The organism is Rheinheimera sp. ATLC3 (genome assembly GCF_059429535.1).
The window spans coordinates 3,558,477-3,579,320 of the sequence record NZ_CM182103.1 but is presented as its reverse complement, the minus strand read 5'-3'; the positions used below and the strand labels follow the sequence as shown (position 1 = coordinate 3,579,320).

The following is a 20,844-nucleotide window of genomic DNA, read 5'->3' as shown; positions in this document are numbered from 1 at the left end:
TTTTATGTCAAAGACAGTAAATATTGTTTAGCCGCGGGTCTGGCCGTTACCTGTGACAACATATTTCTCTGTAGTCAGGGCTTCAAGCCCCATAGGCCCATATGCATGCAATTTACTGGTTGAAATGCCTATTTCTGCACCCAGCCCCAGCTCGCCACCATCGGAGAATCTAGACGATGCATTATGCATGACAACTGCAGAGTCGACCTGGCGAATAAAGCGCTCAGCATTAGCTTGATCAGCAGTGCAAATGACTTCGGTATGCTGGCTGCCAAACTGGTCAATATGAGCCATAGCCGCTTCTAAATCGTCAACCACCCTTATAGCAATTTCCGGTGCCAGATATTCCTGACCAAAATCACTGTCAGCAATAGCCTGGCCATTGGCAAAATGGCCAATACTCTGCTTACAGGCATGCACTATTACATCATGCTTGGCGAGTGCTGCAGCAACCATCGGTAAAAAGTCGGTGGCAATATATTTATTTACCAACAAGCCTTCCAGCGCATTACATACGCCAGGGCGCTGCACCTTGCCATTGAGCAATAATTCTATTGCCATTTGCAGATCAGCTGATTGGTCGACATACAAATGACACACGCCTTTAAAATGCTGGATCACGGGAATCCGGCTATGTTCGGTAACAAAGCGAATAAGGCCTTCTCCACCACGTGGTATAACAAGATCGATATATTTGTCTTGCTGTAACAGTGACAACATTAAGTCCCGATCAGGATCCGGCACTATGCTTATCACCTCGTCCGGCAACTCATGTTCACGCAACGCCTGCTGCATCGCTTTTGCTATCGCTAAACTGGTTTGAATAGCTTCACGGCCGCAACGCAGAATAACGGCATTGCCTGATTTAAAACACAAAGCGCCGGCATCAGCAGTGACGTTTGGCCGTGCTTCGTAAATCATACAAATCACCCCTAACGCAATACGGCGTTTCTCAATGTTAATGCCGTTCGGCCGCCGTTCAATCTGGCGGGTTGCCCCTACCGGATCAGGCAAACTGATAATCTGTTCAATGGCCTGAGCCATAGCGTTGATACGTTCAGTCGTCAATGTTAAACGGTCGAGCATAGCGGCACTTGTGCCATTAGCTCGGGCTGTTGCCACTTCATCGGCATTTGCGGCTAGAATCATCTCGCTGGCCGAACGGATATGGTTCGCCATGCTCTGCAGAACAAAATCTTTCTGCTCTGTTGTTAAGTTCGCTACAGCTTTAGCGGCGTGCGACGCTTTAGCAGCAATATCTACTGCAATATCGGTACTCATATTCTCTCCAGTAACATCATTTCACTGCGATGAATAACGGCATCACTGCCTGTCGGACAATAGCCCAGACATGCAGCGATATCCCGGCTTTGCTGACCCTTTATAGAAAACAGTTCGCTGGCACTAAACCGGCTGACACCTTTTGCTATTTTGCGTTTACCGTCAGCACAGCGCACCAAAACGGCGTCGCCAGAATCGAACTCACCACTGATATTCACTATACCACTGCACAACAGCGATGCTCCATGCCGGCAAAGTGCTTCTATACAACCTTCATCGACCCAGATCTCGCCTTTAGCGCGAAGCGTATGGCGTACCCAATGTTTTTTAGCCGGCAGCGGTTTGGCATGCCCATGAAAAATGGTGCCAGGATTATTGCCCGCTAAAATACACTGAAAACTGTATTCCTGATGACCATCAATAATAACAGTATCAATACCATGTGCTGCTGCTTTTTCTGCAGCTTCGATTTTGGTTCTCATACCACCGGTACCCACTTTGGAAGCGGCGCCGCCGGCCAGGGCATAAATTTCAGGGCTGATCCGCTGTACAGCGGGGATCAAGGTGGCATTTGGGTCTTTGTTAGGATCAGCCGTGTACAAGCCCGCCACATCAGAGCAGATGATCAAGGCATCTGCATTGGCAACCGTTGCGACCATAGCTGCAAGGTTATCATTGTCGCCAACCTTTATTTCATCGGTGGCAATAGTGTCATTCTCGTTCACGATAGGCAGCACGTTATGGTCAAGCAGCCTGCGTAACGTGTTCTGAATGTTAACGTGGCGCACTCTGTCACTTAGATCACCGTGGGTGAGCAGGACCTGCGCACACGGAAAATCAAAGCAATTGCTCCAAAAGTTCATTAATTCACTTTGTCCAACTGCTGCCATCGCTCTTTTAAGTGCGATAGGAACCCGTTGATGCTGAAAATTAAAATGATGACGGCCAGCTGCCACGCTGCCTGATGAAACCAGGATCACTTCAAGACCCTGTAGTCGGCACTGCCGGATAAATTCGGCGATGGGACGCAAATACTGTTCGCTACACCCCTGGTTGTCCGGCGCGATCAGGGCACTGCCGACTTTAAGCACGACCCGGCGCCAGGATGGGTTAATCATAACTCCTCCAATGGTTGTTCCGGCGGCCATAATAGCAAAAACTGTAACCCGGCACCACTCGGGTTACAGTTTCAAAGCTATGCCATGGCAAACTTAAGCTTATAAACTATTGATAAATATGGACTATAATAAAAACGAATAACCACCATACACAACAGAATTGGTGGTACAAGCGGCGAATTATGTAATTAAATTACAATTTATTAGTCAGGAGTAAAGTTGTACGTATTCTTCAGACGGTTGCATTTTCACCATTTTTTCAAACCGCAGCCCTAAACGGCTCAGCAATTTGATAGACGAAGTATTTCCCGCACTTGTCAGGCCAACGATGCGTTTTAATTTAAGCGAACTGTAACCAAAATGCATGACAGCTGATGCAGCTTCAAAGGCATAACCCTGGCCGCAGAATTTTGGCAGCAATGCAAAGCCGATATCAGTTTCCTGCAAAAAATCACGAAACAACAACCCACAAAAGCCTATTGGTTCAGCGGTACTGCACTGTTCGACGATAAACAAACCGTAGCCATGTTGCTGATAACTCTTTATCGGGCCGTCAGCCAGATAATGCAATGCATCCAGCTCAGAGCGCACACCGCGATCTGCGATATTTTCAATAAACGAGGGTTCGTTCAGCAGTTTACAGGTGAAGGCTGCATCAGCAGCGGTAAGATGGCGTATACGCAGGCGCGATGTTTCAGCAATAATCACAGATATCATCCTTAATATAACAGCTGTGTTCAGCATACATTAAGGCAGAAAGAAAAGGGAACAACTTTGTTTTTTGCATACAGCCTTTAATCAGCTGAGCACTTAATAGAAGAGGAAAGCATTTGTAGTAATGAGATGGTCGGTGATGCAGGATTTGAACCTGCGACCCCTTGGACCCAAACCAAGTGCGCTACCAAGCTGCGCCAATCACCGACTAGGTATAAATAAGATGGGGTGGATGATGGGGCTCGAACCCACGACAACCGGAATCACAATCCGGGGCTCTACCAACTGAGCTACAACCACCACTGAAACTGTCTTGCGCTTGTTATGGCGCGCCCGATAGGATTCGAACCTATGACCCACGGCTTAGAAGGCCGTTGCTCTATCCAACTGAGCTACGGGCGCACAATCGAAAGCCCTACCAAGCTGTAAACTAAATGGTCGGTGATGCAGGATTTGAACCTGCGACCCCTTGGACCCAAACCAAGTGCGCTACCAAGCTGCGCCAATCACCGACTTCGCTGCACTGCTGCAACGGGGCGGAATATTACAGCTGAGCTGCTATAGCGTCAAACCTTTTTTTGCAGTTATCAACTGATTGCCTATTATTTGAACCTATTGCCTCAGAACTGGTGCAGGATGGTGTTCAGACTATAGCTGTGCGAAAATAGCCGGCAGTGAAAATATGGCAGAGATGTAAGCAGATGACCGCACAGATTATAGATGGCAAAGCCGTTGCTCAGGCAACAAAAGATAAAGTCGCCGCTCAGGTTCGCGCCCGTATTGCTGCAGGCAGACGCGCGCCGGGTCTGGCTGTGGTGCTGGTGGGATTAGATGCCGCCTCTCAGGTTTATGTAAGCAGTAAACGTAAAGCCTGCGAGGAAGTTGGTTTTCATTCGGTATCATATGACTTACCTTCGGATACCACTGAACAGCAGCTAATTGAACTGATTGATAAACTGAACAATGACGACACTGTTGACGGTATTCTGGTGCAACTGCCATTACCGGCTGGATTGGACTCGTCTGCTATTTTAGAGCGCATCACGCCGCATAAAGATGTCGATGGTTTTCATCCTTACAATATTGGCCGCCTGGCTCAGCGTATGCCAGCACTGCGTTCCTGCACACCTAAAGGCATAATGACGCTGCTGCAAAGTACGGGCGTTAACGTCAAGGGCATGGATGCTGTTGTAGTAGGAGCTTCTAACATTGTCGGCCGCCCTATGGCATTGGAGTTACTGCTGGCAGGTTGCACCACTACGGTATGCCATAAGTTTACTAAAAACCTGGAAGCGCAGGTGCGCCGCGCAGATTTGCTGGTTGTTGCCGTCGGCCGTCCGGAGTTTATTCCCGGTGACTGGGTAAAACCAGGCGCTTTGGTTATTGATGTGGGCATTAACCGGTTGGATAGCGGCAAGCTGGTTGGCGATGTAGAGTATGGCGCAGCAGTAAAGCATGCGCGCTATATTACGCCGGTGCCAGGCGGCGTAGGCCCGATGACAGTGGCCAGTTTGATTGAAAACACGCTGGAAGCCTGTGAGCTGTATCACGACAAAAACTAATCCCCTTTTGGCAGCGGATACTTTCGCTGCCTCTTCTCCGACGACCGACTATCTTTTCGCTTCATATCAGTAAATAAAGCTGAGCCACAAACCCACCTTTGGAAGTTCGCACAACAACAAATTGATAACAAAATGTTGCATTTTTGATTATTTATTTATACTCTTTGAATTCATTTTTCTGTCAGAAGTAAGCAGAAACCACCATAACAGAAAAGGATATATTCGTTATGCAATCAGATTTTGCAACCGCCACACAAACCAGATTAGGACCTGCGCAGCGAAAAGAGCTCGAAAACAAGTGCCACAACCGTCTCAATTGGTCAGATGGTGGTAACTGGATTGGATCAGGCCGCAAACCCAACTGTTTCTTGAAAGACGAGATAACAAATTCGCGTTCTCACACTTATTTATTTGAAACAGATAGCGCTGCCACAAACTGGAATCTTGAGCATGAAAAAGCAATTCGTTACACAGGCCATTTAGCGACTGCCGGTTTGACCGTAGCTGCTACATTATTAACAAGCGGTATGGCTGGTGTGGCTATTGGTACCATAGTTGCCATTACCAAAGATGAGATACAAGCTGCCGTAGAATACCCAAGAATGGCTCGTGGTTGGTCATTTGAGATGATCTTCGAACATAACTTTAAATGGTCACCACATCCTTGGGGGCAGAAAGGACTAACACAAAAAATTACGCTGATTTCTCGTAATTTTGAAGGTGCGATTGTCAGAGAGTCATCATCTACTCGAAAATATCAACTATCGGAATTACCCGATGGATTAGCACGTGCAATTGCAAGTGCGCCTTCAATAAAGACGACATCATCCTATGCATAAATTTATGTCACGAATAAAGAATATGGTTGCACTAACCTTATTTGCTTTGGTTTTGTCTTCTTGCAGTAATGCCAGCGAAAGTGACGATATTTTAGGCCGTTGGGTTATGACCGAGGTGGTTTATGATGATGGCAGTATAAATCAGCTGGAAGCAGGTAATTTTGTTGATATAAATGCGGATACCATAACAGAAGTTATTAAAGATCACGGTAGCAGACAGTATCCCTATAGCAGACAAGGCAACGTGCTTACGTTAACTGCAGACGATGAACAGATTAGCTGGCAGATACTCAGCGAAGCCCCTCATCATTTAGAAGTTGCTACTCCGATAGGAAAATACAAGTTAACCCGCTGAGCAATCGCCCGCCTTAATGATAGATAAAGGAGCATATCTTTCCGATTAACAACTGACTGGCCGCTAACGCGGCCAGAAGATTGGGTTTAACGCCAAACGAGCGTTTTTTTGTGGCTATTTTTAGCTATTGGGCTTCTCATAGGACACGCCAAGACAGATAGTATTTCGCCCATCACAGCTATTACAAACCCAGTGTGTCCCCTCTTTAATCTCAATTTCAAACAGCTTTATGCTCTCAGAGCAACCGCTCCCTCCGCACAAAAAATCAAAAAGCTGCGGTTCCCAGTATACCGTCCGATCACTCTGGGGTTTAATTGTGTAGCACGCTCCACATTCCCGGCATGTGGCAGTCAATTCAGATTGACCTTTCGGGATATTTCTCACAATTTTAGCGGAACACTTTTCACAAAAGATTTTAGAAGTTACTTTCATCCTGGCGTTAAAGACAGTTGAAGACAAGACTTCATCCAGAATCTCGATCAACTCATTGCAACGATTTTTAAGCTTTGAATAATCTGGGGCTTTATGGTCTTCGAGCTGTTTAATAGTTGGCGTATGCAAATAGTTGCCAAACCGATCATAGAAAAATTTTATCTCTTTTAGTGACAATCTCCGGTCAACTCCAAGGTTTTTCATTGCAGCTGGTAACTCTCCCTTCCTGTCCTGTTTACCAATCCTCCACTCCGATGTTCGCTCTACTGATGGATCTATTTCGATTAAAATTTCCAGCAACTTCTTCGGTTGCCAAGTATCAAAATCCGTTTCTGAAAGCTCTTCTCTATATGACCTACTAATATCGTAAATTAAACTTTCAAGCGCCATTCTTAGCTCAAGAGCAGCATACTTAGCTCTAGAATAATCCTCGTGAGATAATTCGTTTTTTGCTCTTTGAAGCGCATTTCTTGCTTCAGTTCTAAAATACATAGTCTATGACCTATATCCCCTAACGTCGACAACACGCAAGGCCCGCATTTAAGCACGGATTAAGCAGCCTTATAGTTTCATATGCTCAAACACTACACCGCATATTTAGAACTTACAATAACTTACAGGTACAGCCTGTTTCAGCAAAACATTAACCAGCTTGTTAGCCGTTGTCTACTACGGATTTCATGCATAAAAAAACCGCCAGCAGGCGGTTTTTTAAATCAACGGTATTAAATCAGCCTTTGCGCCAGCTGGTTACACCGTTTTTATCTTCGACAATAATACCCTTGGCTGTTAACGCATCACGGGCGGCATCTGCTGCTGCCCAGTCTTTGTTGGCGCGGGCTGTGTTGCGCTTGGCAATCAGCGCCTCTATTTCAGCTACGTCGTCATCTGACGCGCCGGATTTTAAGAACTGCTCAGCATCGCCCTGCAGCATACCCAGCACACCGGCTAACAACTTCAGTATGCCTGCAAGTTCTGCTGCTTTGGCAGGTTCTGTTTCCTTAAAGCGGTTAACTTCACGCGCCAATTCAAACAATACTGGCAAGGCTTCCGGCGTATTAAAGTCATCATCCATTGCGGCCTTGAAACGCGCGATATAGTCACTTTGCATATCCACGTCAGAGGATGGCGTGACATTACGCAGCGCGGTATACAGCCTGCCTAATGCAGCATGCGCCTGTTCCAGGTTTTCAGCCGAATAGTTCAGCTGGCTGCGGTAATGGCTGGATAACAGGAAGTAACGCACGGCTTCAGCGTTGTACTGCGCCAGCACATCTTTTACTGTGAAGAAGTTGCCTAAAGACTTAGACATTTTTTCTTTATCAACCTGCACCATACCAGTGTGGATCCAGGTATTGACATATTTGTGACCATGCGCGCAGGTTGACTGTGCAATTTCGTTTTCATGATGCGGAAACTGTAAATCTGAGCCGCCGCCATGAATATCAAAATGCTCGCCTAAATGTTTGGCGCTCATGGCTGAACATTCAATATGCCAGCCCGGGCGGCCGTTGCCCCACGGCGATTGCCAGTATGGCTCGCCTGGCTTTGCGCTTTTCCACAGCACAAAATCCAGCGGGTCATCTTTGTTGTCGGCCACTTCTACCCGCGCACCGGATTTAAGCATCTCCAGATTTTGCTGGCTAAGCTCACCGTAGGCGTCATATTTACTGACATCAAACAGTACGTCACCGTCGGCAGCGACATAGGCATAGCCCTTTGCCACCAGCATTTCTATCAGCTGAATAATCTCAGCCATATGGGTGGTAACCCGCGGCTCAATGTCGGCAGGCATCAAACCAAGCGCATCAAAGTCAGCGTGCATTGCTTTGGTAAAGCGTTCAGTCAGCGCATCGCAGCTTTCGTTATTTTCTGCCGCTCTTTTGATAATTTTGTCATCAACATCGGTAATATTGCGCACATACGTCACATCGAAACCCAAAAAACGCAAATAACGGTTAATGACATCAAAGGCAACATAAGTCCGGGCGTGCCCAACGTGACAGTAGTCATAAATTGTAATACCGCAGACATAAAGCCCGGCTTTACCCGGCACTATTGGTGTGAATTGTTCTTTTTTTCTGCTTAAGGTATTAAATATCTGTAACATGGTGTCCCCGAAAATGGCCGCTGTGGCCGTCTATTCCTGATGTTGCGAAAGCGCGTTAGTGTATCACCGGTATTTTTACACCGCTATCCTTGCTTTATGATTTGGCGGTGCTGCGCTAGAATAGCGCCACTTTAAATGAAGAGTTAAGAGTAAGGATTGCAGATAATGATTAGCTTACATACCAACTATGGCGTAATTAAACTTAACCTGTTTGCCGACAAAGCCCCGGCAACAGTAGATAACTTTATCAGCTATGTAAAAGACGGCTTTTTTGATAACACTATTTTTCACCGTGTTATCGATGGTTTTATGATCCAGGGAGGTGGCTTTACACCTGATATGGAACAAAAAGAAACCAAAGCGCCAATTAAAAACGAAGCGAACAATAAAGTACCTAATAAAAAAGGTACCATTGCCATGGCCCGCACCAACGACCCACATTCAGCGAGCTGCCAGTTTTTTATCAACGTAGCAGATAACGACTTTTTAAACTTCAGCTCGGAAACCGGCTCTGGCTGGGGTTACTGCGTATTTGGTGAAGTAACGGAAGGCATGGACGTAATTGATACTATTAAAAAAGTCGCGACTGGCCGCGCACAGGGCCATAGCGATGTGCCTGTTAAGCCGGTAATTATTGAAAAAGCCGAGCTGCACGCTTAAGCCTGCCTGTTAATGTCAAAACCGCATACGCTGTTTATTGCCGATCTGCATCTGGCTGCAGATCGGCCCGATATCACTCAGGCTTTTTTACGCTTTCTCAGTGAAAAGGCCATATCTGCACAAGCTCTGTATATTCTGGGAGATTTGTTCGAGGTCTGGATAGGCGATGATAACCCCGAGCCTTTACTGGCTGAAGTTGCTGATGCTTTAAAAGCGCTGAGTAACCAGGGCGTTGCGCTGTATTTTATTCATGGCAACCGTGATTTCTTCCTGCGTAAAGCATACGCTGACCGCTGCGGTATGACGTTGCTGCCCCCTTCTAAGGTTATCGATCTTTACGGCACGCCGACGCTGATTATGCACGGCGACAGCCTGTGTACGCTGGACATTGCGTACCAGAAATTCCGTAAATGGTGGGACCAACCCTGGTGGCAGTGGCTGATGCTGAAGATGCCGTTATGGTATCGCCAACGCCTGGCCCGCAAAGCCAGAGCCCGCAGTGCTAAGCATAAACAGCAGTATAAGCAGCAAGCACAGCCCCAGATCATGGATGTTACGCCAGACGAAGTGCCCCGTGTAATGGCTGCTGCTGGCGTGCTTAAGCTGATCCACGGCCATACTCACAGGCCAGCGGTACATGAGGTTAATGTCAATGGTGCTACTGGCGAGCGTTATGTGCTGGGTGACTGGTATACACAAAGTAGCTACCTGACTGTCAGTGCAGAAAACTGGCAGCTACATTTTGCCAACCTGGCGGACTAAAACCGCCAGGAATAGGCGATATTAAGAAAATCCATGCCAGGGTTACGGCTGGATAAACCAGCATTTGAATAGTGCATGTAACGCACAGCAAGCATTTTACTGTTTTTCTGATCAAGGCCAAATAACAAGCCTAACCGGTCTTCAAACTGAAAGTGAGACCCCAGATCTTTACCGGCGAATTCGCGTTTGGTCAGCATGCTAACCCCTATACCGAACTCCCAAAATACCGGTTTGCCGTACCAGTTGGCAAACTGCTTTTTTAATACCGGCGACACTGCCAGTGCCACGTTAGTCTGGTACTGCGACGGCTGGCCATACTGCCAAAAGTTAGTACTGGCTTCGATGTACATATTGGCATCACCGATAACCGGTAAAGTGGTGAAATGGAACTCTAACGGCCTGTAGCCAAGCCTTAAGCCATTTACACGGCCCTCGCCTTTTAAATACTCAATAGAAAGCTGTGAGATCTGCTCCATACGGCTGTCAGCCAACACTTGAGGTATGCTAAACAATCCAGACATGAGCACTAAGGATATAAGCCATTTTTTCATCATTGTTACCTGTCACTTTAACCCGGAAAAGGGCATTACCATTGAATGACAAGTAATATACCGATCGGTACAAATCAGATAAATGCCAAAATCCCGACAACATTATTCACAGTGGTGAATAATGTTTTGACATAACATATGACGTTTTTATGAAGACAGGATTTAGTATGGGCGATGCGGCTGAAAAACGTCCATGACCCAGTTAGCAAAAGCCCGTAACCGACCACTAAGGTGGCGTTCTTGCGGGTAAATCAGGTATAGCGGAAACGCTGCACGTTGCCAGTCAGTCATGATCAGTTGTAACTGGCCATTGTCGATATAAGGTTGCGCCATAAAAAGTGGCAGCTGGCTCACCCCCAAACCGCTTAGCGTAGCTGTGAGCTGCGCCGTACTGTCGTTGACCGATAGCTGACTGCCCTGCTGCTGAATTTCCATCGATTGTTGTTTATTGCTAAAACGCAGCGGCATCACACGGTTTGTTTTACGCGAGCGGTAATAAATAATGCGATGTTTGGCGCCAAGCTCATCCGGTGTTTGCGGCGTACCATGTTGCTGCAGGTAAGTTGGTGCAGCACAGGTAACAAACTTCAGCTCAGCGATGCGTTTGGCAATCAGCGATGTATCACTGAGTTCACCGCCGCGAATAACACAATCTACGTTGTCGGTCAGTAAATCGATATTAGTATCACTCACCCCCAGCTCCAGCTGGATCTCGGGATACTGCTGTATAAAAGCGGGCAAGGCCGGCAGCAAAATAAAGTTGGCTATGGCAGACGCCATATCGACTTTCAGCCTGCCCCGCGGCGTACGTTGCTCGTTACTGATGTTACTTTCAATATCTTCAAGCTCATGCAGCAGCTTGTTTGTCCTTTCATAATAAGCGGCACCTTCCATTGTTACGGTGACCCGCCGCGTTGTGCGGTGCAGTAACTTCAACTGCAGATGCGCTTCCAGCTCCTGCACCAGCTTAGTTACTGTCGACTTGGGAATATCCAGTAAATCAGCAGCACGACTAAAGGTCCCTGCTTCAACAACGCGACAAAACACTTTAATGGCTAACAAATGGTCCATGCAGACAAGTCCGGACTGGCGGTGTTGCTACTATAAGCACCGCAATTAAGCTGTGCAATGTTTGATAAACTGTTTTTACCGACACGTCGCTTTGCTATTGCCGGCCCCTTTGCTGGCGGCATAACCCGCGGCTGAGCAACCCCGCCTGCTGATAAATCTGCTCAAGCAACTGCATATTATTAATAGCATCCTTACCGCCGGTTAGAGGCATGGCCTTACCCTGCAGGCAGTCCTGCAGGTGTAATAGCTGATAATAGTAGGTGCTGTGTCCGGGCACGCTGTACTGGCGCTCAGTATCGGCTGTTGTCAGTTTGATATTATTTGCCAGATGCGGCGTGATTAAGCCACTAACCTCTATCTGCCCATGCTGCCCTTCCAGCACCAGGCTGGTATCGGGCATGCGGCTTAAATGATCCGCCATGCTGCAACCGATATCGGCGACTACAGCATTATTAAATTTCAGCCGGGCCTGCATCGTTACGTCTATCTGCGCACCACCCTCTGCGGTTTTACTGCGGATACACTGTGCACTTTGCACCTCAGGCTCGCTCCCCATCACACTTCGAACCCAGTGCAAAGGATAACAACCAAGATCCATCATGGCGCCGCCACCAAGTGCGGCCTCATGCCGCAATGAACCGGCAAAATACGGGATCCGCACCGAGAAATTACCACGTAAATGCAAAAGCGGGCCAATCACACCGGATTGCACCAGTGTCAGCACTTCAACAAACAATGGATGAAAGCGGTAATGAAAGGCTTCCAGTAGCAATTTACCCGAGACCTCAGCGGCATGAACCATATCGCCAGCCTCAGTTGCATCCATCGCAAAAGGCTTTTCACATAATACGTGCTTACCGTGCTGCAATGCCTGAATCGTCCAGTAGGCATGCTCAGACGGCGGCAGGGCGTTATAAATCACATCAATATCATCCCGCGCTACCAGTGCCTGATAACTCTCTGCCACATGAGCGACTGCGAACGTATCAGCATAGGCTTGCGCTTTCGCTTTATTCGACGCGGCAACGGCCTGAACGCAAAAACCACTAAGCTGTGGCAGCACCTGAAAGATAGCTTTATCGGCAATACGAGACGCCCCGAGTAAGCCTATGCGTATCATTGAATCCTCCCTATGCTGGCAGCAGTACGTCAACCTGGTAACGTTGCCCGGGCACAATATTGCTAAACAGCATATCAGCCTGTGTTTCGCCGTTAACGATAAGCTGAGCGGCTGTCAGGTCTGCCTGACGCCTGATATTGATAGAAAAGTGCGCGCCTCGAAACGCCCGCTCCAGCGCAACGCCAGGCCAGTGTGACGGCAGTTGCGGTTTAAATTGCAGCCCCTGCGGACAGCCTTTAACACCAAATAAGCCTTCTATCAGACAGCGGTAAACCCAGTGTACTGTGCCGGTGTTAAATAGCTGGCTGGAGCGGCCCGCCGTGCGCGGCAGTTGCTGCCAGGCGCCACGGTAGTAATTCGGAATGTACACCGGTAACTGGCCACGCTGTAAATAGTCTGCAGCATCATCGCCCGGCAGCATCTGACGCAGCACCTGATAGGCGCGGTCGGGTTGCGCGACCTGATAAAGCGCAAACAGGTAAAACGCTGCAGCATGGTTATACACCGAGCCGTTTTCAGCCGATCCCGGGTGTTTTTGCGTCACGCGCCCGACATCATCGCGCATGGCGGTATAAGCCGGCGCCAGCATCTGCACACCAAAAGGTGTCATAAGCTGAGCGTCAATTTCACTCAGCATCGCGCTAAGCTGCTCCGGACTGGCTGCACCACTTAACATCGCCCAGCTTTGCGGGTTCAGGTATATGCGCCCTTGCGTATCTTTGCTGATACCGAACACAACATTGTCATCGGTAATACCACGGCCATACCAGTTACCGTCCCACAGATGGCGGTTAACTGCCTGGTTAAAATTATTTGCTTCAGATTGGTATTTTGCGGCATGTTCGTGCTGGCCTAACTGCTGGCAGATCTCTGCCCAGCAGTTAAGCGCATAGGCAGCAGCCAGCGACAGCCAACCCGACACGCCCTTACCTTTGTAACCGACCATATTCATCGGGTCGCACCAGTCGCCCTGCTCGATATAACTCAGGCCACGCTCATCACGCTTATGCATTAACCAGCCCATCGCCAGACAAAGATGTTCATATACAGTCAACGGCTCGTCACTGTCTGAGAATGCGACCTTCTGCTGCAGCACGGCATAGTCATTGGTCTCGGCGAGATAAGCACTGAGGCATACCGGCAACCAGACACACTGATCAGTATGCGGCACCTGATTAATATATTTCAGTTCGGCATCCGGGTGTAACAGAATACCATCAGGCATTTCGCCATTTCGGTGCTGCTGTGCCAGCGCAGTCAACAAGGCGGTGCGAAAGGCTTGTGGCCGCACATAGCTCATGCCCATATTATCCTGCAGATAATTCCGGGTTTGCGGATCTGTGGTCAAACGGTTGACGTCACCATGGTAATACACCTGCCGTGGCAGCCAGTGATTAACAAAGTTATCCAGTGCTTTATCCGGCGTGGTAATTTGCAGGCAGCCCTGGCCCTGCGCAACATAATCAGCGTATTGTTGCTGCGCCTGATTAAAACCATCGGCTACTGAAAAGTACCGCTGCCGGGCCGCAGCGATTTCTGCTTCATCCAATGCAGGGCCGAACACAAAGCGATAACGCTGCTGAGCCCCAGGCGCCAACTGCAAACGGTATTGCATAACACAGGCCGGCGTTTCATATAAGGCATCATCTTTACTCAGCTCAGGCTGTTGCAATGCATCGGGCGCATGCAGGCCACCTTCGCCTTCAAACGGCTGCTGTGCGCACTGCCAGCTATCAGGCTGCCGTTCTGCCAGCAAAAAGGTTTTATCCTTCAACAACTTGTTTTTAAAGTAATCCGGATACTTCTGATAAGGCGTAACAGATGAGCAAACAATGGCATTCAGCTCTGGCTCAAAGCGCGCAGACTGATTCATCCACGACATATAGCCCACCGGGAAATAGGGATAGATACTAAGCTGACGCGGCGTGGAACTCAGGTTAGTCACAACAAGCTGCCACAGCTCATGGGGCTCGTCCGGGCTTAAACACAGTTGCCACGTTACTTTTAACCCCTGTTGCTGTAATTGCCAGCTGATATCACTTTTACCGGCAGAAAACACAAAGCTATCAGCCTTGTTACGCACCGGTTCATACGGCACAGAGAAAATGTCATTGCTCTGCTCATCTTTAATGTATACAAAGCGGCCGGGATGATGTGCGTAATAAGGCTGCTCCGGCTGCATAAAGGTTTTTGCCTCCAGATTTGGCGCATGAGCGTACTTGGCCGGCTCAGGCTGCATAAACTGCGCGGTAGCATAACCGCGGCAATTCATCTGGATCATCATGTATTTGTTCCATAAAAACGCTGCAGCCTGCGGCATTTTTACCGGGCTGAGCAATTCGTAACGGTCACCGTTTGGCTGCATAACTGCAGCATGCGTTTCAAAAGACATAGTGCGCAGACTCCTTAAATGTCACTGCGTGCTTGTTGTGCTGTATTACAATTTAGCTGCCGCCGCTTTGCGTTCGGCAAGCTCGTACTGAATTTTGGCCAGCTGCTGGTTATCCAGGCTGTAAAACCGCATAACAAAAGCAGATAACAGCGCGATAACGCCCGGTATCACAGAGATCAGCAGCACGATGCCATCCTGAGAAGCCGCACTTTGTTGCTCGTTTGCGACATACCCCAGCAGCGCCAGCAACCAACCAATCGCTGCCGAGGCAATGGCACCACCAAGCTTCTGTGAGAACGTGGCCGCAGAGAATGTCATGGCCGTTGCCCGCCGGCCGGTGCGCCATTCGTTATAATCAGCCGTGTCGGCATACATCGAAAACGCCAGTGGTGATTTGGGGCCAAGCACAAAGCCAATCGCCAGATTAATCGCGAAAATAAGGCCTACCTGCTGCGCCGGTACAAAATACAGGCTGATTGACAGCACACCGGTCAGGCTCATCAACAAAATCATCAGGCGTTTTTTATCAATAAAGCGGGTCATTAGCGGTGTGCAGGCGGCACCGAGCGCCAAGGCAAACATATAAGAGGACAAAAATTCGCCAACCAGCTCCGGTCGCTGTACAAAGTACTTAAAGTAATACACACCGCTGCCTGCACGCATAGTGATACAAATCATAATGATCAGTGCCAACGCAAATAGCACCAGCCATGGCTTGTTGTCTTTTAAATCAGCAATGTCACGCCAGGCAGACTCAGGGATTTGATTAATTGGCTTGATACGTTCGCGGGTAAACCAGAATGTCGCCAGAAACATCAGCGCCGCTGCTATGCCAAAAATCGCCATAGTTAATTGCCAGCCCAACACATCGTTGCCCTGCCCCAGCCACGGCACCAGTTTTGGCGTTAAATAGGTCACCAGAATACCGCCGGTAAAGCCACCGATAAAACGAAAGCTGATAAGCGTAGTGCGCTGCTGGCTGTCAGCCGTCATCACGCCCGACAGCGCTGAATAAGGAATATTAATGGCCGTGTATATCAGCATCATCAGCGTATAAGTGGCATAAGCCCAAATAAGCTTACCGCCCTCACTGATATCAGGTGTGCTGTAAGTCAGTACCCCCGCTGCCGCCATCGGTAAAGCCAGCCATAAAATATAAGGCCTGAACTTACCAAAGCGGCTTTTTGTTCTGTCGGCGATGGCACCCATCATGGGATCGGTAAAAGCGTCGACAATTTTTGTCACCAGCATCATAGTGCCGGCAGCCGCCGCTGAGATGCCAAATACATCGGTATAGAAAATCAGTAAAAATGCCGAGATATTTGCCCAGTAAAAGTTAAAGCCGATATCACCGACACCGTAGGCGACCTTTTCACGAAAACTGATACTGCCTGTTGCAGCTGTGTTGTGTTTATTCACCCTGTCTGTCTCTTTTATCGTTATTAGATTAATGGCGATAGCCAGTCTGAAATGCTAAGAATGATATCGCTACCACATTAACATCAGCCTAGCTGCCGGCAAATAATTGCCAGAATTTGCTCAGTGGTTTGCGCGATATCGATATAGTACACATCTGTTTCGTGCTGCGGGCTTTGCATGGTATCAAGCTGGCTGCGCAGCATAGTAGCAGGCATAAAATGATTCTGCCTGGCGCTTAGCCGTTGTAACAGCAAGCTTTCTTCACCGTGTAAATAGAAAAACTGCGCCGGGCTGCCGGCTGTACGTATGCGCTGGCGCTGGCGGGCTATCAAACCAGAATAACTGAGCACACAACTTTTCTTTTGCCCGGCGCACAATGCTAACTGCTGGCATAGTCTGTCTATCCAGCTTTCACGCAATGAGTCAGTCAAAGGAATACCCGCAGCCATCATGGCTTTGGCTTCTGGACTGTGAAAATCATCGCCTTCCAGATAAACATAGCCAAGCGTGTCAGACAGTAAACTGGCGATGGTAGATTTACCACTGCCGGCCACTCCCATAATGATAATAGTCCGGCATTGCTGCGCTAAAGGCGTGACAGGCATCGTGCTATGTTGCTCCAGTTATATTTACAAAGACTGTTAGCTTAATTGACGAAAAATGATTGCGCAACCATTTTGACTGAAATGGCACAATACAGTATTGTTTGTGGAAAAAATAAGATTGCGCTATGAGCAGAAAACCTAATTTAAAAGATGTCGCCAAAGTTGCCGGCGTAAGCGCCATTACGGTGTCAAGAGTGCTGACAGACCCAACAAAAGTGTCTGATAAGTTGCGTAATAAGGTAGAGCAGGCAGTACGGGAAACCGGCTATATCCGTAATCACGCGGCCAGTGCACTGGCATCCTCACGTTCGGGTGTTATTGCCGTGATCATTCCGTCGCTGTCTAACATTGTGTTTAATGAAGTGCTGCAGGGCATTTACCAGACGGCCAGGCCAAACAACTTGCAGGTTGTTTTGGGCGACTGCCACTATTCACCACTGGAAGAAGAAAAGCTGATCGCAACGCTGCTGGGACAATCACCGGAGGGCATTATTCTGACCGGTGCTGCCCAGACCGACTACGCCCGTAAATTACTTGAGCGGGCCGATATTCCGGTGGTACAGCTGATGGAGCTTACAGATCAGCCAATAGATATGAATATCGGCTTTTCCCATTTTCATGCCGGCTATGATATGACGAAACACCTGCTGCAACGTGGTTACCGCACGCCGGGGTTTATTGGTGCCAGAATGGATCCCCGCACCCAGCAGCGTCTGGCCGGCTTCAGGCAGGCGCTGGCTGACTGGCCACAACCTTGTCAGAGTTTTGTGCAAACCACAACCCAACCCTCGTCCGCACGTCTGGGGGGCCAGTTACTGCAAGCATTGATTGCAGAGTCTGCCGGTAAGTGCGATGCCGTATTTTGCTGCAATGATGACTTAGCACTCGGTGCCTTATTTGAAGCGCAGAAGATGAACCTGGCTGTACCCGGCGATATCGCTATCTGCGGTTTTAACGATCTGGAATCTTCTTCTTTGGTAAACCCATCAATTACCTCTGTCGCGTCAGCCCGCTTTGATATGGGTAAACAGGCTGTAGAAATGTTGCTGGCGGCAGCAGGTAAGCCACGGAAATCAATCGCGCCAATTGATGTTGGTTATCAAATTATTGCCAGACGCTCGACCTGAAACCTGTATTTAGCCGATAGGAAAAAGCCCTGCAGTGCAGGGCTTTTTTCAGTAAGTGTTAGTCAAACCGCACTTTTAACCGCATACCTAACGTACGTGGAGCCTGCCACATATAGTTCGGTACCGGGTTGCTGTTCCAGCGGCCCTGATCACTCTTAATTTCTTCATCAGTAATATTATTAACAAAAGCTTCCAGACTCCAGTTACCTTCTGACGGCTCATACGTCAGGCTGGCGTCCCACTTCGCATATGCATCCTGTCTGTCGATATCAGCTGCATAAGGTAAACCTCGGAACCCTTCTGGCCGATCACCACGGTTTGCCGGATCAAACCAGATCTCTGATGAGTAGCTCATCCGAACTTTTGGTTTTAACGTTGCACCGTTACTCAGCTCGAAGAAGTGCGCGTAATTAAGTGACAAACTAAACTCAGGCGCCTGCACCAGATGGTTACCGCTAAAATCGAGCAGGTTTGGCAATGCCGGATTGCCAGCCGACGGGTTAAAGGCAATACCATCAGCACCGTAGCTTGAGTCTGTCGTGAAAAACTCATCATACTTCGCATCAAGGTAAGACATAGACCCGCTCAGTTCGCCGTTTTGACCAACCAACCATTTAGCTTCCAGTTCCAGACCGTTAATTGTGGCTTTACCAGCATTCGTTTTACGCAGTAAATCAGCGCCGGTTTCGGTCAGTACATTACTGGTTACCTGTAAGTCGGTATACTCGGTGGTGAAAAGTGCCGCGAACAATTGCAGTGTATTGTCAAGGAAGCTACCTTTTAAGCCCAGTTCAATACTGGTGTTTTCTTCCGGCGCTACATAGGCATTGGTACCAGCCGTTTCATTATTGTTGGCAGCAATAATGGCATCCAGATCAGCCTGGGTGAACGGGCCTTCACCTGTGTAGCGGTTTCCATCCTGAATAGTACCTGATTTAAAGCCAGTCGCATAAGAGGCATACAACATCACATCAGGGGTAAAATCCCACTCCAGGCGCGCCATACCTGTCGTCTTATCCCAGCTTGGGCTGGTATCGTTGTAGGTATCTACCCAGCACTGCCCTGGCTGTACCAAAAACTTGTTTGGTGCCAGGCCGTTTAATAAACCATCCGGGTCCAGCAAACCAACATAGTCACTGTTAAGCGGCAGATTTTCAGTGCGTTTTACATCAGGGCACATAATATTGCGTCCGCCTCTGTCCCAGCGCTCATCTTCGGTATAACGCAGCCCTACGCTCAAACGAAACTCATCCGTTACCTTATAAGTACTTTGTGCATAGATACTGTTTGATTTTAAACCGCGATCCGGCTGACGGTAGGTTGACCACAGATTAGGGTTAGGCGTGTTGCCACCTTCGTAGTCTACGTCCGGGTGCACTATGTCAAAGTGCGTGCTGTTGTTCTCTTTGAAGTAAAAATACCCCACCATCCACTGCAGCCGCGCACTGTCTTCGTTCTTAATTTGCAGTTCATGCTGGGTCGCTTCATGGGTACATTCCACACAGCCGCCCCACTCGTACTTATCCGGGCTCCAGCTTCTGTCCCACACTGACTCACGGGAAGAATCAGTGTAACCACCGATGTAAGACAGTGTTATACCGCTATCGAAATTGTAATTCATACGGGTGCGGAAACTATCAATAACAAAATCGTTGAAACCCGGCTCCTGAATATAAGCAGACCGCGATGAACCACCTGTTATTGTAGGAATTTGACCGGTACCCTGATCATTAAAATTCTCATAAGATAAAAACCAGTCAAAGTTGTCGGCTGGCTGCCAGAACGCACTGATACGTGTGGCTGATAGGTCCGTAGCGCCATATTTATCGCCCATGGCAGAACCCGGCGCCATATCAACATAACCTTCAGACTTATCCATCGCCGCCGCAACACGAATAGCAAACGTCTCACTCAGTGGCAGGTTTACCATGGCACGGGTAGCGCGGCGGTCGTAATTACCAATGGTGATTTCAGCATTGGCTTCGAAGTAATCCAGTTTAGGTTTGGCGGTATGTAAATTAACAACACCGCCGGTAGCATTGCGGCCAAACAAGGTACCCTGCGGTCCGCGCAGAATTTCAGCTCCTTCAAGATCAAACATCAGCGCAGAGGCGCCCTGAGACCGGGCGGAGTAAATACCATCAACATGAAACGCAACCGCCGGGTCACCACTTTCAGTTTGATCAGATGAACCAATACCGCGTACATACACCATAGGCGTATTCTGCGTACCGTTCTGAGCTATATGCAGGCTGGGCACGATGCCCTGTAAGTCGTCCAGTTGCAAAACATGGTTATCATCAAGTGCATTCTGATCGAACGCTGTTACCGCCAGTGGCGTTTCCCTGATAGTGGTTACACGCTTTGTCGCACTGACCTGGATAACCTCGATAGCCCGAGTATTTTCGCTGCCTGCTTCGCTGGTCTGAGCATTAACACCACCGGCGGCCAGAATAGCCATGCTGGTATAAAGAAAGCTTTTTTTAAATTTAAATATAGGCACTGTTGTCTGTCCTTCCCGTTGTCTGAAATGTGCTGGCATTATGCTGCCATCTCTTAATGACTTATTATGTTTGCGCAACCAGAAAACCTGATCGCTAAAAGCGGCATGCGAAGCATAAAGACAGCAAGCAATGCACTACTTTATTGCGGCGCATTGTCACACAAAGCAAAATGATTGCGCAACCATTTATTGCTCAAAAATTTATCAACCTATAGGGCAACAC

At 48.4% G+C, this 20,844-nt stretch carries 18 protein-coding genes and 4 tRNA genes; 6 read left to right on the top strand and 16 right to left on the bottom strand.

What is annotated here, in order from left to right; genetic code table 11:
• Positions 1–27: 27 nt before the first annotated feature.
• The 7 genes from AC5SV9_RS16640 to AC5SV9_RS16610 all read right to left on the bottom strand — a co-directional run bounded on the left by AC5SV9_RS16640 (position 28) and on the right by AC5SV9_RS16610 (position 3,625).
• Positions 28–1,281, bottom strand: coding sequence for a glutamate-5-semialdehyde dehydrogenase (locus AC5SV9_RS16640; RefSeq protein ID WP_475148684.1), 1,254 nt, complete (start codon positions 1,279–1,281; stop codon positions 28–30).
• Complete coding sequence (gene proB / locus AC5SV9_RS16635) at positions 1,278–2,399, bottom strand: glutamate 5-kinase (RefSeq protein ID WP_134056232.1); 1,122 nt, start codon at positions 2,397–2,399, stop codon at positions 1,278–1,280. Before proB ends, AC5SV9_RS16640 begins: the two co-directional genes overlap by 4 nt.
• A gap of 207 nt (positions 2,400–2,606) precedes the next feature.
• The gene (locus tag AC5SV9_RS16630) at positions 2,607–3,107 is read right to left on the bottom strand and encodes a GNAT family N-acetyltransferase (protein ID WP_475148683.1); all 501 of its coding nucleotides are present in this window, start codon (positions 3,105–3,107) and stop codon (positions 2,607–2,609) included.
• Between the two features lie 136 nt (positions 3,108–3,243).
• Positions 3,244–3,320: transfer RNA gene (locus AC5SV9_RS16625), tRNA-Pro, on the bottom strand.
• Between the two features lie 17 nt (positions 3,321–3,337).
• Positions 3,338–3,413 (bottom strand) — tRNA-His (locus AC5SV9_RS16620).
• A 25-nt stretch (positions 3,414–3,438) separates the two neighbouring features.
• Positions 3,439–3,515, bottom strand: a tRNA-Arg gene (locus tag AC5SV9_RS16615).
• 33 nt (positions 3,516–3,548) lie between these two features.
• A tRNA-Pro gene (locus tag AC5SV9_RS16610) sits at positions 3,549–3,625 on the bottom strand.
• 189 nt (positions 3,626–3,814) lie between these two features.
• Between AC5SV9_RS16610 and folD the strand changes: the two genes are divergently transcribed.
• The 3 genes from folD to AC5SV9_RS16595 all read left to right on the top strand — a co-directional run bounded on the left by folD (position 3,815) and on the right by AC5SV9_RS16595 (position 5,869).
• The gene (gene folD, locus AC5SV9_RS16605) at positions 3,815–4,675 is read left to right on the top strand and encodes a bifunctional methylenetetrahydrofolate dehydrogenase/methenyltetrahydrofolate cyclohydrolase FolD (protein ID WP_475148681.1); all 861 of its coding nucleotides are present in this window, start codon (positions 3,815–3,817) and stop codon (positions 4,673–4,675) included.
• A gap of 227 nt (positions 4,676–4,902) precedes the next feature.
• Complete coding sequence (locus AC5SV9_RS16600; RefSeq protein ID WP_475148679.1) at positions 4,903–5,514, top strand: hypothetical protein; 612 nt, start codon at positions 4,903–4,905, stop codon at positions 5,512–5,514.
• A 4-nt stretch (positions 5,515–5,518) separates the two neighbouring features.
• Positions 5,519–5,869 carry an outer membrane protein assembly factor BamD gene (locus AC5SV9_RS16595; RefSeq protein WP_475148678.1) on the top strand — a complete coding sequence of 117 codons (351 nt, stop codon included), beginning with the start codon at positions 5,519–5,521 and terminating at the stop codon, positions 5,867–5,869.
• Between the two features lie 120 nt (positions 5,870–5,989).
• On the opposite strand, the gene AC5SV9_RS16590 is transcribed toward AC5SV9_RS16595, so the two are convergent.
• Positions 5,990–6,793 (bottom strand): hypothetical protein, encoded by an 804-nt coding sequence (locus tag AC5SV9_RS16590; RefSeq protein WP_475148676.1) that lies wholly within the window; start codon positions 6,791–6,793, stop codon positions 5,990–5,992.
• Between the two features lie 238 nt (positions 6,794–7,031).
• Positions 7,032–8,411 carry a cysteine--tRNA ligase gene (cysS, locus tag AC5SV9_RS16585; RefSeq protein WP_475148674.1) on the bottom strand — a complete coding sequence of 460 codons (1,380 nt, stop codon included), beginning with the start codon at positions 8,409–8,411 and terminating at the stop codon, positions 7,032–7,034.
• Between the two features lie 165 nt (positions 8,412–8,576).
• On the opposite strand from cysS, the gene AC5SV9_RS16580 reads away from it, so the two are divergent.
• On the top strand, positions 8,577–9,071 hold the full coding sequence (locus AC5SV9_RS16580; protein WP_475148672.1) for a peptidylprolyl isomerase: 495 nt from the start codon (positions 8,577–8,579) through the stop codon (positions 9,069–9,071).
• 12 nt (positions 9,072–9,083) lie between these two features.
• Positions 9,084–9,833 (top strand): UDP-2,3-diacylglucosamine diphosphatase, encoded by a 750-nt coding sequence (locus tag AC5SV9_RS16575; RefSeq protein WP_475148670.1) that lies wholly within the window; start codon positions 9,084–9,086, stop codon positions 9,831–9,833.
• Here the strand turns inward: AC5SV9_RS16575 and AC5SV9_RS16570 are convergent.
• From AC5SV9_RS16570 to AC5SV9_RS16545, 6 genes are all read right to left on the bottom strand, one after another.
• A complete protein-coding gene (locus tag AC5SV9_RS16570) occupies positions 9,830–10,309 on the bottom strand; it encodes an acyloxyacyl hydrolase (RefSeq protein WP_475148668.1) in 480 nt (159 codons plus the stop codon). The genes AC5SV9_RS16575 and AC5SV9_RS16570 overlap by 4 nt on opposite strands.
• Positions 10,310–10,546: 237 nt before the next feature.
• Positions 10,547–11,455, bottom strand: a complete 909-nt coding sequence (locus tag AC5SV9_RS16565; RefSeq protein ID WP_475148666.1) for a LysR family transcriptional regulator — start codon at positions 11,453–11,455, stop codon at positions 10,547–10,549.
• Between the two features lie 94 nt (positions 11,456–11,549).
• Positions 11,550–12,575 carry a Gfo/Idh/MocA family protein gene (locus AC5SV9_RS16560; protein WP_475148664.1) on the bottom strand — a complete coding sequence of 342 codons (1,026 nt, stop codon included), beginning with the start codon at positions 12,573–12,575 and terminating at the stop codon, positions 11,550–11,552.
• Between the two features lie 10 nt (positions 12,576–12,585).
• Positions 12,586–14,967, bottom strand: coding sequence for a GH36-type glycosyl hydrolase domain-containing protein (locus AC5SV9_RS16555; protein ID WP_475148663.1), 2,382 nt, complete (start codon positions 14,965–14,967; stop codon positions 12,586–12,588).
• A gap of 45 nt (positions 14,968–15,012) precedes the next feature.
• Positions 15,013–16,386: an MFS transporter gene (locus tag AC5SV9_RS16550; protein WP_475148660.1), complete on the bottom strand. Its 1,374-nt coding sequence runs from the start codon at positions 16,384–16,386 to the stop codon at positions 15,013–15,015.
• Positions 16,387–16,469: 83 nt separating this feature from the next.
• Positions 16,470–16,991, bottom strand: coding sequence for a gluconokinase (locus tag AC5SV9_RS16545; protein ID WP_475148658.1), 522 nt, complete (start codon positions 16,989–16,991; stop codon positions 16,470–16,472).
• A gap of 125 nt (positions 16,992–17,116) precedes the next feature.
• On the opposite strand from AC5SV9_RS16545, the gene AC5SV9_RS16540 reads away from it, so the two are divergent.
• The gene (locus AC5SV9_RS16540) at positions 17,117–18,118 is read left to right on the top strand and encodes a LacI family DNA-binding transcriptional regulator (RefSeq protein ID WP_134056255.1); all 1,002 of its coding nucleotides are present in this window, start codon (positions 17,117–17,119) and stop codon (positions 18,116–18,118) included.
• A gap of 58 nt (positions 18,119–18,176) precedes the next feature.
• Here the strand turns inward: AC5SV9_RS16540 and AC5SV9_RS16535 are convergent, their stop codons facing one another.
• A complete protein-coding gene (locus tag AC5SV9_RS16535; protein WP_226767000.1) occupies positions 18,177–20,621 on the bottom strand; it encodes a TonB-dependent receptor in 2,445 nt (814 codons plus the stop codon).
• Positions 20,622–20,844: the final 223 nt, after the last annotated feature.

Bases quoted from the DNA above. Each gene is read 5' to 3' on its own strand.
- AC5SV9_RS16640 (WP_475148684.1), bottom strand. From the start codon at position 1,281: ATGAGTACCGATATTGCAGTAGATATTGCTGCTAAAGCGTCGCACGCC.
- AC5SV9_RS16595 (WP_475148678.1), top strand. From the start codon at position 5,519: ATGTCACGAATAAAGAATATGGTTGCACTAACCTTATTTGCTTTGGTT.
- AC5SV9_RS16555 (WP_475148663.1), bottom strand. From the start codon at position 14,967: ATGTCTTTTGAAACGCATGCTGCAGTTATGCAGCCAAACGGTGACCGT.
- AC5SV9_RS16580 (WP_475148672.1), top strand. From the start codon at position 8,577: ATGATTAGCTTACATACCAACTATGGCGTAATTAAACTTAACCTGTTT.
- folD (WP_475148681.1), top strand. From the start codon at position 3,815: ATGACCGCACAGATTATAGATGGCAAAGCCGTTGCTCAGGCAACAAAA.
- AC5SV9_RS16565 (WP_475148666.1), bottom strand. From the start codon at position 11,455: ATGGACCATTTGTTAGCCATTAAAGTGTTTTGTCGCGTTGTTGAAGCA.
- AC5SV9_RS16570 (WP_475148668.1), bottom strand. From the start codon at position 10,309: ATGGAGCAGATCTCACAGCTTTCTATTGAGTATTTAAAAGGCGAGGGC.
- proB (WP_134056232.1), bottom strand. From the start codon at position 2,399: ATGATTAACCCATCCTGGCGCCGGGTCGTGCTTAAAGTCGGCAGTGCC.
- AC5SV9_RS16560 (WP_475148664.1), bottom strand. From the start codon at position 12,575: ATGATACGCATAGGCTTACTCGGGGCGTCTCGTATTGCCGATAAAGCT.
- AC5SV9_RS16545 (WP_475148658.1), bottom strand. From the start codon at position 16,991: ATGCCTGTCACGCCTTTAGCGCAGCAATGCCGGACTATTATCATTATG.
- AC5SV9_RS16575 (WP_475148670.1), top strand. From the start codon at position 9,084: ATGTCAAAACCGCATACGCTGTTTATTGCCGATCTGCATCTGGCTGCA.
- AC5SV9_RS16590 (WP_475148676.1), bottom strand. From the start codon at position 6,793: ATGTATTTTAGAACTGAAGCAAGAAATGCGCTTCAAAGAGCAAAAAAC.
- AC5SV9_RS16540 (WP_134056255.1), top strand. From the start codon at position 17,117: ATGAGCAGAAAACCTAATTTAAAAGATGTCGCCAAAGTTGCCGGCGTA.
- AC5SV9_RS16600 (WP_475148679.1), top strand. From the start codon at position 4,903: ATGCAATCAGATTTTGCAACCGCCACACAAACCAGATTAGGACCTGCG.
- cysS (WP_475148674.1), bottom strand. From the start codon at position 8,411: ATGTTACAGATATTTAATACCTTAAGCAGAAAAAAAGAACAATTCACA.